The sequence below is a fragment of the Pseudophaeobacter sp. EL27 genome (assembly GCF_900313025.1).
GTDB lineage: Bacteria > Pseudomonadota > Alphaproteobacteria > Rhodobacterales > Rhodobacteraceae > Pseudophaeobacter.
The window spans coordinates 208,728-222,219 of sequence record NZ_OMPQ01000005.1; the positions used below are offsets into that span (position 1 = coordinate 208,728).

The following is a 13,492-nucleotide window of genomic DNA, read 5'->3' on the forward strand; positions in this document are numbered from 1 at the left end:
CAACCTCAGGGGCGGTAGGTCAGGACCTCATTTGGGTAGGATTGGTCCTGGACCTGAAAATGGGTGCGGCCGGTGATTTCAAACCCCATGCGCTGGTAGAAGCCAATCGCTGAGGTGTTTTCTGAATTGGTGGTCAGCCAGGGGTGTGAGGCGCCAAGGTCGGCACAGCGCTGGAGCCCCGCCTGCAACAGGGCCTGCCCCAATCCGCGCACCTGGTGGCGCGGTTGCACATAGAGAGTAGCGATCTCAACTGCACAGCCCGGCCCTGCTGGGGGCATTACCCCGTTGGAAATACGGATAAACCCATCGATGCCCTCAGCGTTTTGCGAGACAATGATGCTCTCACTGTCTCGTGCCAGATGCGCAGCCATGCGCTGCGGCGTGAGTTCGGCAATGACATAATCGGCAAAGAAGCCGTTGATGCCACGACGCAGATAGGTGCCCAGCCAGACCTCGATCGACAGGGCGGCCAGGCTCGACGCGTCCTCAGGACACGCCGGGCGCAGGGTGATGTCTGCAGCCTGTTCAACCACCGCGGACAGTGTCGATCATCAGCTGGACGTTGTCGGGGTCCGCATCCGGGGTAATGCCATGACCCAGATTGAAGATATGCGGGCCGTTCTTAAAGGCCTGAACGATAGCGCGGGTTTCTTTGACCAGTTCTTCTCCGCCAGTGACCATATGGCGCGAGGCCAGGTTGCCCTGTACGCAGCCATCGACCTGCAGGTTCTGCGCCGCCCAGAGCGGATCAACCGAATTGTCCAGTGCCAGACAGTCGATGCCGGTTTCCTTGGCAAAGCCGAGGTATTTATCACCAGCTTCGCGCGGGAAGCCAATGACTGGGATACCAGGGTGGCGCTCTTTCAGCGCAGCAGTGATCTGACGGCAGGGCTCCAGCGCATATTTGCGGAAATCCTCGCCTTTGAGCGAGCCCGCCCAGCTGTCAAAGATCTTCACCACTTCGGCGCCGCCCTCGATCTGTTTGGACAGATAATCAATGGTGGCCTCGGTGATACGGGCCAGAAGGGCCTCGAACAGGGGGCGGTTTTCCTGCTTCAGCGCATGAGCAGGCCCCTGATCCGGGGTGCCGCGACCCGCAATCATATAGGTGGCCACGGTCCAGGGGGCACCGGCAAAACCAATCAGCGTGGTCTCGGAGGGCAATTCGCGGGACAGGATTTTGACGGTCTCGTAGATCGGATTGAGGGTCTCGTGGATATCCGCGACCGGCCCCAGCTTGGCAAAATCAGCCTCGGTTGTGATGGTCGACAGGCGCGGCCCCTCGCCGGTGACAAACCACAGATCCGCGCCCAGCGCCTGGGGGATCAGCAGGATATCGGCAAAGAGGATCGCCGCATCAAAGCCATAGCGCCGGATCGGCTGCAGGGTGACCTCCGCCGCCAGTTCAGGATTGTAGCAGAGCTTCAGGAAATCCCCGGCCTGGGCGCGGGTGGCGCGATACTCGGGCAGGTAGCGGCCCGCCTGGCGCATCATCCAGATTGGCGGCACATCCTGCGTTTCCCCTGCCAATGCGCGCAGAATTTTCTTTTGTTCAGCCATGTCACCCTCGATTTTATCTGCTCGTTTACGTCGCCCATGAGGTCGGCCCAAAGCGGCAAATTGTCAAGGGTGGCCTGACCAGTGCTTGCAACGGCAAATCGCCGCTACTAAAGGTCATATCATGACACAGAACCTGCCCTCCCCCGCTTCTCCGCTGAAAATCGGCACCCGTGGATCGCCGCTGGCGCTGGCCCAGGCCTATGAGACCCGCCGCCGACTGGCGGAGGCATTTGATCTGCCGCATGAGGCATTCGAGATCGTGGTGATCAAAACCAGTGGTGACAATCAGGCACTGATTGCGGCGGACAAGCCGCTGAAGGAGCTGGGGGGCAAGGGGCTGTTCACCAAGGAGATCGAAGAGGATCTGTTGTCAGGGGCGATCGATATTGCGGTGCATTCCATGAAGGATATGCCCGTGGCCCAGCCGCACGGCCTGCTGCTGGAATGTTACCTGCCGCGCGAAGATGTGCGCGATGCCTTTGTCTCGCCCAAGTTTTCCCGCCTGCAGGATCTGGAAGCCGGGGCTGTGGTTGGCACCTCGTCACTGCGCCGCCGGGCACAATTGATGAACCGTCGCCCCGACCTGAATGTGGTCGAGTTTCGCGGCAATGTGCAGACCCGGCTGAAAAAGCTGAACGCGGGCGTGGCGGAATGCACCTTCCTGGCGATGGCTGGTCTGAACCGGCTGGCAATGGAAGATGTGCCCGCCACCGCGATTGAGACCGATGACATGCTGCCAGCGGTGGCTCAGGGCGCCATCGGGATTGAGCGGCGTGGCGATGACAGCAATACCGCCGCGATGCTCGAAGCGATCCATGACGTAACCACGGGCCAGCGCTTGGCGGCAGAGCGGGCCTTTCTGGCCGCGCTGGATGGCTCTTGTGAGACACCTATCGCGGGGCTGGCCGAACTGGATGGTGGCACATTGCGACTGCGCGGTGAGGTGCTGCGCCCTGATGGCTCCGAGGCCATCGCTGGGGACCAGACCTGTGCCATCGAAGACGGGGCAGCGCTGGGGCGCGATATTGCAGCAAGACTGCTGACCTCGGCTGGTTCCGGTTTTTTTGACTGGCGCCAGTAATACTATGCCGTGATGGCTGCCAATGGGTGTAGCCATCACGCGGGTTTTGCGACTTTGTCTTTATATCTGCCCTGACCAGCGCAGCCAGGTTTCGGGGCTGTCGTGGAAGACATTCAGGTCCACATTACCCGCAATCCCGGGCACCACACCGGTGCCAGTATACTGCCAAAGCCGCCAATGGGCGCCCGGGTAGACCTGACGTGGATGTCCGGCAACCGAGCGCAGCCAGAACTCAGTCCCGCGCAGCCGCCCAATGCCCGTCTCGCGGAAGAAATCAACCGTGGTGTAGATCACCGGACGCTGGCCGTAATGCGCCTCTAACAGAGCTAGAAACTTACGCGCCTCGGCCCGCACCACCCGGCCATCCGGGCGTTTGGTGCAGGTGCGCGAGCGCGGGTTCCATTCCATATCCAGGACCGGGGGCAATGCCTTTGGATCGCGTGGCACATGTTTGATGAACCAGCGGGCTTGCTCTGCTGCTGGGCGGCAGAAATAGAAATAGTGATAGGCGCCACGCGGCACCCCTGCACGCGGAGCCCCGCGCCAGTTTGCGATGAAACGCGGGTCGGCCACATCGCCGCCCTCGGTCGCCTTGATATAGGCAAAGGAGACACCCGATGCCCTGACCTGCGGCCAGGCGATCTCGCCCTGATAGCGGGACACATCAATACCGTGGATTGCATAGCTGTTGGGACCACGGCCACGCCATTCATGCGGGTCACTATCGCCAAAGCGCGGATATGTGGTGAGCTGCGCCAGCTGGGCCTCGGAGGGGCGTTGCGTCGGGGTGGCGCTCACCTCTGGGGAGGGCGGTGGTTTGGCGCCGCAACTCACCAGAGCCATGATTGCCAGAACACCTAAAACACTGCTGCGCATCGCAAAAACCTTAAACCAAAGACAAAAGAACCGGCTGCAAAGGCGCCGGTTCTTTCAATTTGTATCGAAGATGTCTGTTTTCCTAGTGCAAAGCTGCAACCACCGTGAAATGGGCGCAATTTCGCGCCCTTATGGCCCGCTGCCTCAGACCCATTTTGCCATGGGCGGCAGGCTCATCAGCACGGCATTGGCATCATGGCCGGTCTCGAGGCCGAACTTGGTGCCACGGTCATAGACCAGATTATATTCTGCATAGAGGCCACGATGCACCAGCTGCGCGTCTTTGTCGGCGTCTGAGAAATCCTGAACCCGGCGTTTGTCCACCAGCGGCAGATAGGCCGGCAAGAAAGCGCGGCCAATATCCTGTGTCAGGGCAAAATCCCTGGCCCAGTCGCCTGTGTTGTGGTCATCCATAAAGATGCCGCCAACGCCACGCGCCCGGTTGCGGTGGGGGATATAGAAATACTCATCCGCCCAGTCTTTGAGCCGGGGATAGAGATCAGCGCCATGGGGGTCGAGATGCGCCTTTTGGGTGGCATGAAAATGCGCTGTGTCCTCGTCATACTCGAGGCAGGGGTTGAGATCAGAGCCACCGCCAAACCACCAGGCATGCGGTGTCCAGAACATCCGGGTGTTCATATGCACGGCTGGCGCATGGGGGTTGCGCATATGCGCCACCAGCGAGATCCCCGAGGCCCAGAACCGCGGATCTTCCTTCATCCCCGGCAGGCCCTTGCGGGCGGCCATAGCGTTCTGCGCCCGCTCGCCCAGAGTGCCGTAGACCTCGGAAATGTTGACGCCGACCTTTTCAAACACCCGGCCACCGCGCATCACGCTCATCAATCCGCCGCCCGCATCTGATCCATCATCTGCTGCCCGCGTGGTCTTGGTGACCTCAAACCGTCCAGGGGCCAGATCCGCAAAGGGGCCGCTGTCATGACGGTCTTCCAGCGCCTCAAAGGCAGCGACGATCTCGTCGCGCAGGGTGCGGAACCAGGCAGCGGCCTGGGCTTTTTCTTCGATCATATCGGCGGTCATAAATGGGGTCTTTCGTTTTGATCAGCAGGGGCGCGCTAGTGGACGGGTGCTGCGACCGGATCCAGCAGGGTGCGGCCACCATCCAGGGTCATGATCTGCCCGGTCATGAAGCCCGAAGCATCCGAGGCCAGATACTGCGCCGCTTCGGTCAGCTCTGTCGGGGAGGCAATCCGGCCTAGAGGGGTGTGCTCTTCGATATCCTGACGGTAGCTGCGATTATCCTTCAGCGTCGACCGCATCGAGGCACTCATCACCGAGCCAAAGGCGATGGAATTCACCCGAATCCGGTGCGGCGACAAGGAGACAGACAGCGAGCGGGTCAGCTGATCCAGCGCCGCAGAGGCAACCGAATAGGCCATCAGTTCAGGGTGGGTCCGTCGCGCAGCAATGGAAGAGAGATTGACGATGGCCCCCAGTGGAGCACCCTCATCTTCGCCTTCGCCCTGTTTGATCATCCTGCGGGCTACCTGCTGCGACAGCCGCAACGTGGGCAGCAGGTTTTCCATCAAGAGCAGCTCTAGCGAATCGTCATTGGGGTCCAGCGGGTCACTTTGCACCACCTGGCGGGCGCCATTGACCAGAATATCGATGTCATCAAAGGCATCGATTGTCGCCGAAAGCAGATTAGCAATGGTCAGACGTTCGCGCAGATCCCCGGCGAAGTAGCGGATATTGCTCTCCTCGGCCTGCTCGCCCAGCTCACGCACCAGCGCCGCCTCATTGGTATCGGCAAACATCACATTGGCTCCGGCCGCCACAAACTGACGGCCAATGGCTAGGCCAATGCCCGACGAAGCACCGGTGACGATGGCGGTCTTGCCAGAGATGGAAAAGGACATGCGAGGCATACTCCTGAGGTTTGATTTGGCTGCGAGCCTACCCCCCGCTTCCGCTTTTGGAAACGACGAAATGAGAGGTATAGCGCGGGAAGATATCAGCCCTTGGCGCGGCGTGGACGCTGGGCATGCAAGACCTTGAAACGGTTGTCCCCCGCGACCTCATCCACCACTGCAAAACGCTCCCCGAGCAGGGTCTCATAGGGCAGGTGCCGGTTGGCCACCATCCACAGATGCCCCGAAGCCACCAGCATATTGGCCGCTGCCGAGATAAAGGCCTGACCCAGCTCAGGTTCCGATTTGCGTGCGCTGTGGAAAGGCGGGTTCATCACCACTGTGTTGATCTGTTCCGGCGCCTGCCACTTGCGCGCATCGGCCCAGTGGAACGCGGCCCGCGCATCCGCAACATTCTGCCGGGCACAGCCCAGCGCCACGTGATCGGCCTCGACCAGATGCAGGTGCTCGACGCCCGCGTGTTTCAGGAGCTGCGCGGAGAGATAGCCCCAGCCAGCACCAAGATCGGCAACCCGGCGGCCCAGTTTCTGAGGCAAGCACCCCGCCAACAGCGCCGAGGCCGGGTCGATCCCATCGGCAGAAAACACCCCCGGTGCAGTCACAAAGCCGTCGACCTTATCGCCCGGCTCCGGGATCCAATCTGTCAGCGCATTGTTTCCACCCTGGAACCAGAAAATCTTACCATGCGCCTTTGACACCGGTGACGAAGTCTCGGTGTGTTTACGCAGGTTCTTGAGCACCGAATCGATCCCGTCGGTCTTGGCCCCATCCACCAGCACCGGGCCTGTGGTCACGGTCTCGGCCTGGGCCACCAGCAAACGGGCCTCGGCCTTGGCGCGCGGCAGGAAAACCACGGCAGCCGCAAAGCGCTCGGGCTCTGGCAGATCCGCCAACCCAGGCAGGCAGGCAAAGCCGGCAGCCTCAAAGGATTCATAATCCGGGCGCAGCGGTTGCAGGATCAGAACGCGCTCTTTTGGCAGGGCAGACAGATCCAGACCGGCGCGCGGCGCAAAGACGGCAATGCGGCCTTCTTCGGGCATGGCACAGCCACCCGCATCAAGGGCCAGGGACAGGCGCAGGGACATAGCACATCCTTTTAGATGTTGATATTATTCTTCTTTTTCCATCGTGCATTGCAGCGGGTGCTGATGCCGATTGGCAAAATCCATCACCTGAGCCACCTTGGTCTCGGCGACTTCATGGGTAAAGACCCCAACCACAGCCAGACCTTTTTTGTGCACGGTGAGCATGATCTCGAACGATTGCGCATGGGTCATCGAGAAGAACCGCTCAAGCACCATCACGACAAATTCCATTGGCGTGTAGTCGTCATTGAGCAACAGCACCTTATAGCGCGGCGGGCGCTGCGTCTTAGGGCGCGTTTTTGTCAAAAGACCCAGATCGGTCTCGTCATCGTCCGAGAATTTGGACATCATCACAGGCAGCAGCGGCATCGGCTCAATGTTCCAGTCATGCATGGAAATCTATATCCCGCTTATATAGCGTAATGACTGCTCAGGAAAAGGGGCAGGACAAGGGATTGAAACAGTACCGTGACAGGCAATTTAACAACCATTGGCTTTGATGCTGACGACACGCTTTGGCATAACGAGCGGTTCTTTCGGGTGACCCAGGATCGTTTTGCCGAGCTTTTACAGGATCACACCCCCGATGATCTGGACCGCCCAGCCCTGGATCGGCGCATGTTGGCGGCGGAAAAACGCAATCTCGGGCGCTATGGCTACGGAGTCAAAGGCTTTACCCTGTCGATGATCGAAACCGCCATCGAAGTCACTGATCAACAGGTTCCTGCATCTGTCATCCAAGAGCTGATCGAGGCGGGCCAGATGATGCTCAGCTATCCGATTGAGCTGCTGCCCCATGCCCAGGACGCAGTAACGCAACTGGCGGGCAGCCACCGGGTGGTGCTGATCACCAAGGGGGATCTGCTGGATCAGGAACGAAAACTGGCGCAATCCGGTCTGGGGGAGATGTTTGACGCGGTCGAGATCGTCTCTGATAAGACCCCAGAGGTGTACCGTGAGATTTTTACCCGCCACGGGGAAGGCATTGAACGCGCCATGATGGTTGGCAATTCCATGCGTTCGGATGTGGTGCCGCCGATCACGGCAGGCGGCTGGGGAACCTATGTGCCCCATGGTGAGATCTGGGAGTTGGAACATGCCGAACCGCCAGAAGACAGCCCCCGCTACAATGCCATCAAGGATCTGAGCCAGCTGCCAGAGCTCGTTGCGCGGGTTGAGGAAAAACTGGTCAGGCGATAACCCAACACCCTAAAGACAGATCATAAAAGACCGCGCAAAAATATCATCAGGAGCAGACAGCCCATGCCACATGCAGAGATAAAATACTCCAGCGACCTGCAACTCGATAGCGCCGCAATTCTGGCAGAGATTGAGGCGATCATCCTGCAACACGATTCCGGTGCAGGCGCCTGCAAGGGGCGCGCCTACCCCACCAATGAGTATCATCACAGCCATGTCACCGTCAGCGTCAACCTGCTGGTGAAACCGCACCGTGATGCGGCATTCTCAGCCGCTCTGCTCAGCGCACTGGAGCAGGCGGTGAGTGCCAAGCTGCCGCGCCCCTGCGAGTTCTCATTTGGATTGCACTACTCCACGCCCCATTACGTGACTCGCAGACTCGAACCCTAGCAGCCCCAGGCAAAGAGAGGGAGGGCGGGGCCACCCCGGCCTCTTCTGCGCTGTGGATAAGAATCGCGGCGGCGTTGGCAAACAAACTTTTCACCTGTTGCCCAGAGGTCGCACAGAGGGCAATTCGCCTGCTGCTGCCCCAGGATTTGGCAGGGAAAAAGCCAGTGATTTTATTTACACTTCTTTAAGGTAACCCCGATTTAGGCGAGACTCGCCGCTGTGCCACTAAATCTGGGGGAAGCCCTTTCTCACCCCAGCTTACCCTCTGATCGCCAAGGTTTCTTCCAGCCACCTTCTATGCTACGATTTTTTCATAGCAGGCAAAAACGTCAGCCGGAAAACCGGCGGCAAGAGGCAAAAATGGCAGATATCGTGCAGATCAGGTGTATTCACCTGGTTCGCGGGCAGCGGGCATTCGCCCGGTCTGTACTGTGGATCATGGGTGTTCTTCTCTCTCTGGGATTGTGGCTGATTCCCCCGACTCAGGCGCAGGCGGCGGCCTATGCGGCGGTGGTGGTTGACGCCCGCACCGGCGAGGTGCTGCATTCGCGCAATGCGGATGCGCGGCTACATCCCGCCTCCCTGACCAAGATGATGACGCTCTACATCGCCTTTGAGGCGGTGCGAAACGGTGAAATCTCCCTCGACCAGAAGGTGCGCATCAGCAAAAATGCCGCCTCCGAGCCGCCCTCCAAGCTGGGTTTGAAGTCCGGCCAACGCATTGCCTTTCGCTATCTGATCCGCGCCGCCGCGGTGAAATCCGCCAATGATGCCGCCACCGCCATTGGTGAGGCCATTTCAGGGTCCGAGGCCGCCTTTGCCCGGCGTATGACCCGCACCGCCAAGGCGCTTGGCATGTCGCGCACCACCTTCAAGAACGCCCATGGGCTCACCGAGGCGGGGCATCTGTCCACCGCCCGTGACATGACCACCATGGGGCGTCACATCCTGTATGACTACCCAGAGTATTATCACCTGTTCAAACGCCCTTCGATTGATGCGGGGGTCAAAACCGTCCCCAATACCAATCGTCGCCTGCTGGCCAGCTACCGCGGCGCTGACGGGATCAAGACCGGCTATACCCGCGCCGCAGGGTCCAACCTTGTTGCCTCGGCCAAACGCGGCAATGAGCGCATCATCGCCACCGTTTTTGGCGGCAAATCCTCCACCTCACGCAATGCCAAGATTGTCGAGCTGCTGGATCTCGGCTTTCGCCGTGCGCCTTCGCGGGCCAGAGTACAGGCGCCCGGACGTCCGGCCTATGTTGGCAATCGTGGGCTGGGCGACACCACCCGAGTGGCCGGTGCCACCAGTGGCGGCGCAGGCAAGACGGTCCGCGTCAACGGGTTGGTGAAAACCAGCCTTCGCCCCCTGGCCCGTCCCACCCCAATTGTGGACCCGGATGTTATCGCCGAAGCCGTGCAGATCGCCACCGCGACCTTGCCAGACGACAACCCGGCACCAAGCACCGAGACGATCACAACCGCAGAACTGGGCGCCGAACTGAGCACGGAGCCGCCAGCGGATACTGGGACAAGCGCAGACACCGGGATCGACCCGAATATTCTGCAGGCCAGCATCACCGCCGCCATTGCCGAGGCCGAGGTGCTGCCGGCCTCTACCGGCGCAACGCCAGCCTCGCAGGCCGTCACAGCCGCTGCAGTGCAAACCGTGCCCTTTACCGGATTGCGGCCAATGGCCCGTCCCGTCAGGCTGGCCAATGCAACCGCCCCTGCCGAGCAGGTCCCGGTGGTGGTGACACGGCTTTCCACCTCGGGCGGGCGTTATTGGGGCATCAATGTCGGACGCTACACCAATGCCTATCAGGCGGAGAAAGTCCTGCTGCGCACCGCGCTTTCGGAGATGGAAACCCTCAACGGCACCCTACGTAAAGTGGCAAAATCCCGTCTGGGTTATGACGCCAATTTCCTAGGGATGACCAAGGAGCAGGCGGAGCTTGCCTGCCGTCGGTTGAACGCCCGCAACATCGCCTGCGACACGCTTGGCCCCTAGGCCTTGTGACATCAGATTAACCCCTGGCCGCACTTACCTCGTGACAGGCCGCAGCAAAAGGCCCCTTCCCGAAGGGGCCTTTTTTAGTATCTTCCAATGTCCGTTAGGAGCCCAAACTCACCTTGACGACCAGAAACATAAACGCTCTTTTCGCCGTATGGATGTATCAGCGATTTTTTAACAGGTCTATCAAGGCAAACTCAATGGAGCTGTTTGGCTCCTGGATACGCCAGAGAATAGACGTCAGTTCGAGCAAGCTAGTGATATCGACCCGAACAGCGCCCTATTTTCGAGTAAGTATTTCGATACCTCGGCTTCTGCATTGGTTGAAATAGTCTGGAGTATTCACGATCACTACCCTGAATTGACAAGCATCACCTTCGTCGGTGTCGTACTTAGCCCGTTTATCGCTGGTGAGCTGGAAGGTGAATATTTGGTTGAGGAAAGGAATGGTGGATTCATCTGCTTTCCCGCAAAGAGCGACTAAGTCCGCACAACGGCCCTTGACATATCTCAGCGGTTTTGCGGCCAATTCCTCCGTCTCAAATCGGCGTTCAGGGCTTGGGGTGGTCGTCCCATTCCTCGCTCAGGATACGGCGCGAATCCCCTTCGGGGTCGTCATACTGGTTTGAGCGCACCGTATAGACAAAGGCCGCCAAAGCGCCGCCGCCCAGCAACAGCGAAATGGGGATGAGATAGGCAAGAACGCTCATGGGCTAAGGCACTTTTGTCGGGCGCGGCGCGGGTTATTTCAGGCGCAGCGCATTGAGGGATACGGTGATCGAAGAGCTAGACATTGCCAGCGCCGCAATCAAGGGGGTTGCAAAGCCTGCAATGGCCAGCGGCACCGCGATCACGTTGTAGAGCGTGGCAATGCGGAAATTCTCGCGGATGCGTTTGGTGGCCTTTTCAGCGACCACACAGGCCTCGGCGATGGGTTCCAGATCCTGGCCCAGAAGTACGATATCCGAAGCCACACGGGCCGCATCCAAGGCAGAGGCCGGCGAGATCGAGACATGCGCCGCCGTCAGGGCTGCGGTGTCATTCAACCCATCCCCCACCATCAGAACCTTGCGGCCCTGATCCGACAGGCTCTGGATCCTTTCGGCCTTATCCTGGGGTAGCGCCTCGGCCAGCCACTTCTGGATGCCCAGACGCTGCGCCAAGTCCTCGACCGCGCCAGTGGTGTCTCCCGAGATCAGCAGGACCTCTTTGCCGGCAGCATGCAGCTGGGCCACAGCCTCAGCCGCGCCGGGGCGCAGTGCGTCGTGGAACAGGAAGCCGCGCGGCGCAGCACCCTCACCGGTATCCAGCCAAGCTGCCGTTTGACTGCCCTGGTCAGCACCCAACCAGGCGGCGCGGCCCAAACGAACGGTGCGGCCCATGTAGTGGCCGTGGGTGCCAAACCCGGGGCGCTCCTGCAGATCGGTGACCTCAGCCGGGGCAATGCCGGCGGCGCGGGCTGCGGCAGTCAGGGCACGTGACAGCGGATGCGAAGACCCCTCCGCCAGGGCCAGGGCGATTTCCAGCTCGGCACGGGAGAAGGCATCAAGGTTGTCCAGCTGCGGCGTTCCTGCGGTCAGGGTGCCGGTCTTGTCAAAGACCACGGTATCCACCCCGGCCAGACGCTCCAACGCGGTGGAGTGTTTGATCAGCATGCCCTTTTTGAACAAGCGCCCCGAGGCTGCTGTGGTCACCGCAGGCACTGCTAGGCCCAGCGCACAGGGGCAGGTGATGATCAAAACAGCCGCCGCAATATTCAACGCCATGCGCAGATCAAAAGTGTAGAGATACCAGCCGACAAAAGCCAAAGCTGAGAGAATATGAACGCCCGGCGCGTAGAGCTTGGCCGCGCTATCCGCCAGCGAGGTATAGCGCGAGCGACCGGATTCGGCGATCGCCACCAGATCCGCCATGCGGTGTAGCGAGGTATCCTCCCCCACCGCTTCTGCGCGCACCACCAGCGGGCCAGTCAGATTGACTTCTCCGGCTGAGACCTGAGTCCCTGGCGCGGCAAAGACCGGCAGGGTCTCGCCGGTGAGCAGGGAACGATCCAGCTCTGACTCGCCCGTGGCAATGACGCCATCAACCGGCATCCGCCCACCAGGGCGCACCAGAATCAGATCGCCGTAGGCCAAATCGGCCACCGCCACCTCGACCTCCACGTCGCCCTCTATGCGGATGGCGCGTGGCACTTCGAGTGCGGCAAGTTCTTCGGCCGCCGAACGCGCTACAGCGCGGGTGCGGTAATCAAGATAGCGCCCGGCCAGCAAAAAGAAGGTCAGCGTCAGGGCCGCATCAAAATAGGCATGCTCCCCCGACAGGCTGGTTTCCCAAAGGGATGTGACCAGCGCCAGCACCAGTGCCAGAACAATTGGCACATCCATATTGAGCCGTCCCACCCGCAGGGCGCTCCAAGCATTGGTAAAGAAGGGTTTGCCCGCAAAGATCACCGCCGGAAAGGCAATCGCCGCCGAAATCCAGTGGAACATATCACGGGTGGCGTCTGAGGCCCCGGACCAGACCGAGATCGACAAGAGCATCACATTCATTGAGGCAAAGCCGGCAACCGCCAGCCGCATCAATAAATCCCGCCCTGCCTTGTCGCTTTGAGTGGCGGCCAGGGTGGCCAGATCCAGCTCATGCGCCTCAAATCCCAGATCTTCGAGCAGCGGGATCAGATCATCGGCCCGCAGCTCTGGGTCGGCCTCGATCAGAGCACGTTTCAGGGTCAGGTTGACCCGTGCCGAATGAATGCCCGGATGGGCGTTCAGCCCGCGTTCAACCGTGGAAATGCAGGCCTGACAGTGGATTGTCGGCAAGGACAGCGCCAGACGCGCCTCAGTTGGGGCGGTCTCAACCGCCTCGTTCGGGGCGGCAACACAGCCGGGGCACACAGCCATTGCAGGGCGCATCTGGGCAGTCATATCGCTCTAGCCTCTTACGTGCAGGATCACCCGCTGGGAGAACTCTGTGCCATTCTTGGCCCGCGCCACCATGCGGATATTCCAGTTGCCTGGTCCCAGGTCAGCAGGCGCCACATAGGCGCTGCCGTTAAAGGTGAACTCGGGAATCTGGTCATCCTTCACGTGGGTTGCCCGCCCCAGAGTGGCACTCAACTTGGCCACTTCCACCGGGTTGCCATCGGCATCGGAGATCTCAAGCGTGACCTGATCCTCCTGCGCCGAGGCGTAGACCGACCAGCCAAGCGATTCCTGCGCATCGCGGCGCAGATCAAATTCCTGGCTGGCCACATAGGAGTTCTTCACCTCAAGCCCCGGAAAGGTTTTGACCGCATTATAGGCCAGCGCCAGATTGACGCTTATAATGACCCCGAAAGCGCCGCAAAAGATCATCAATACGTGGCGACCTGTAAGTTCACGCGTCCCCTTAGCCAT

At 60.3% G+C, this 13,492-nt stretch carries 14 protein-coding genes; 4 read left to right on the forward strand and 10 right to left on the reverse strand.

Annotated elements, in window-relative coordinates; all coding sequences use genetic code 11:
* Positions 1–5 precede the first annotated feature (5 nt).
* On the reverse strand, positions 6–533 hold the full coding sequence (locus ED661_RS03970) for a GNAT family N-acetyltransferase (RefSeq protein ID WP_122072646.1): 528 nt from the start codon (positions 531–533) through the stop codon (positions 6–8).
* Entirely contained in the window at positions 526–1,560 is a 1,035-nt protein-coding gene (gene hemE / locus ED661_RS03975; RefSeq protein WP_122072647.1) for a uroporphyrinogen decarboxylase, read from the reverse strand. The genes ED661_RS03970 and hemE overlap by 8 nt, the downstream gene beginning before the upstream one ends.
* Before the next feature lie 121 nt (positions 1,561–1,681).
* Here hemE and hemC point away from each other — a divergent pair, with 121 nt between their 5' ends.
* Complete coding sequence (gene hemC, locus ED661_RS03980) at positions 1,682–2,641, forward strand: hydroxymethylbilane synthase (RefSeq protein ID WP_122072648.1); 960 nt, start codon at positions 1,682–1,684, stop codon at positions 2,639–2,641.
* Between the two features lie 60 nt (positions 2,642–2,701).
* On the opposite strand, the gene ED661_RS03985 is transcribed toward hemC, so the two are convergent.
* From ED661_RS03985 to clpS, 5 genes are all read right to left on the reverse strand, one after another.
* The gene (locus tag ED661_RS03985; RefSeq protein ID WP_122072649.1) at positions 2,702–3,517 is read right to left on the reverse strand and encodes a GH25 family lysozyme; all 816 of its coding nucleotides are present in this window, start codon (positions 3,515–3,517) and stop codon (positions 2,702–2,704) included.
* Between the two features lie 144 nt (positions 3,518–3,661).
* Positions 3,662–4,555, reverse strand: a complete 894-nt coding sequence (gene hemF, locus ED661_RS03990; RefSeq protein ID WP_122072650.1) for an oxygen-dependent coproporphyrinogen oxidase — start codon at positions 4,553–4,555, stop codon at positions 3,662–3,664.
* Positions 4,556–4,590: 35 nt separating this feature from the next.
* Positions 4,591–5,394, reverse strand: a complete 804-nt coding sequence (locus ED661_RS03995) for an SDR family NAD(P)-dependent oxidoreductase (protein WP_122072651.1) — start codon at positions 5,392–5,394, stop codon at positions 4,591–4,593.
* Between the two features lie 95 nt (positions 5,395–5,489).
* Positions 5,490–6,491: a class I SAM-dependent methyltransferase gene (locus ED661_RS04000; RefSeq protein ID WP_122072652.1), complete on the reverse strand. Its 1,002-nt coding sequence runs from the start codon at positions 6,489–6,491 to the stop codon at positions 5,490–5,492.
* Between the two features lie 24 nt (positions 6,492–6,515).
* Positions 6,516–6,860 (reverse strand): ATP-dependent Clp protease adapter ClpS, encoded by a 345-nt coding sequence (gene clpS, locus ED661_RS04005; protein WP_122072701.1) that lies wholly within the window; start codon positions 6,858–6,860, stop codon positions 6,516–6,518.
* Positions 6,861–6,959: 99 nt separating this feature from the next.
* Between clpS and ED661_RS04010 the strand changes: the two genes are divergently transcribed.
* From ED661_RS04010 to ED661_RS04020, 3 genes are all read left to right on the forward strand, one after another.
* Positions 6,960–7,691: an HAD family hydrolase gene (locus tag ED661_RS04010; protein WP_122072653.1), complete on the forward strand. Its 732-nt coding sequence runs from the start codon at positions 6,960–6,962 to the stop codon at positions 7,689–7,691.
* A 63-nt stretch (positions 7,692–7,754) separates the two neighbouring features.
* Positions 7,755–8,081 carry a hypothetical protein gene (locus ED661_RS04015; RefSeq protein ID WP_122072654.1) on the forward strand — a complete coding sequence of 109 codons (327 nt, stop codon included), beginning with the start codon at positions 7,755–7,757 and terminating at the stop codon, positions 8,079–8,081.
* A gap of 360 nt (positions 8,082–8,441) precedes the next feature.
* On the forward strand, positions 8,442–10,094 hold the full coding sequence (locus ED661_RS04020; protein WP_122072655.1) for a D-alanyl-D-alanine carboxypeptidase family protein: 1,653 nt from the start codon (positions 8,442–8,444) through the stop codon (positions 10,092–10,094).
* Between the two features lie 554 nt (positions 10,095–10,648).
* On the opposite strand, the gene ccoS is transcribed toward ED661_RS04020, so the two are convergent.
* From ccoS to ED661_RS04035, 3 genes are read right to left on the reverse strand one after another with little or no spacing between them, the layout of a single operon-like run.
* On the reverse strand, positions 10,649–10,807 hold the full coding sequence (ccoS, locus tag ED661_RS04025; protein ID WP_009809750.1) for a cbb3-type cytochrome oxidase assembly protein CcoS: 159 nt from the start codon (positions 10,805–10,807) through the stop codon (positions 10,649–10,651).
* 33 nt (positions 10,808–10,840) lie between these two features.
* Positions 10,841–13,021 carry a heavy metal translocating P-type ATPase gene (locus tag ED661_RS04030; RefSeq protein WP_122072656.1) on the reverse strand — a complete coding sequence of 727 codons (2,181 nt, stop codon included), beginning with the start codon at positions 13,019–13,021 and terminating at the stop codon, positions 10,841–10,843.
* A gap of 6 nt (positions 13,022–13,027) precedes the next feature.
* A complete protein-coding gene (locus ED661_RS04035; RefSeq protein WP_122072657.1) occupies positions 13,028–13,492 on the reverse strand; it encodes a FixH family protein in 465 nt (154 codons plus the stop codon).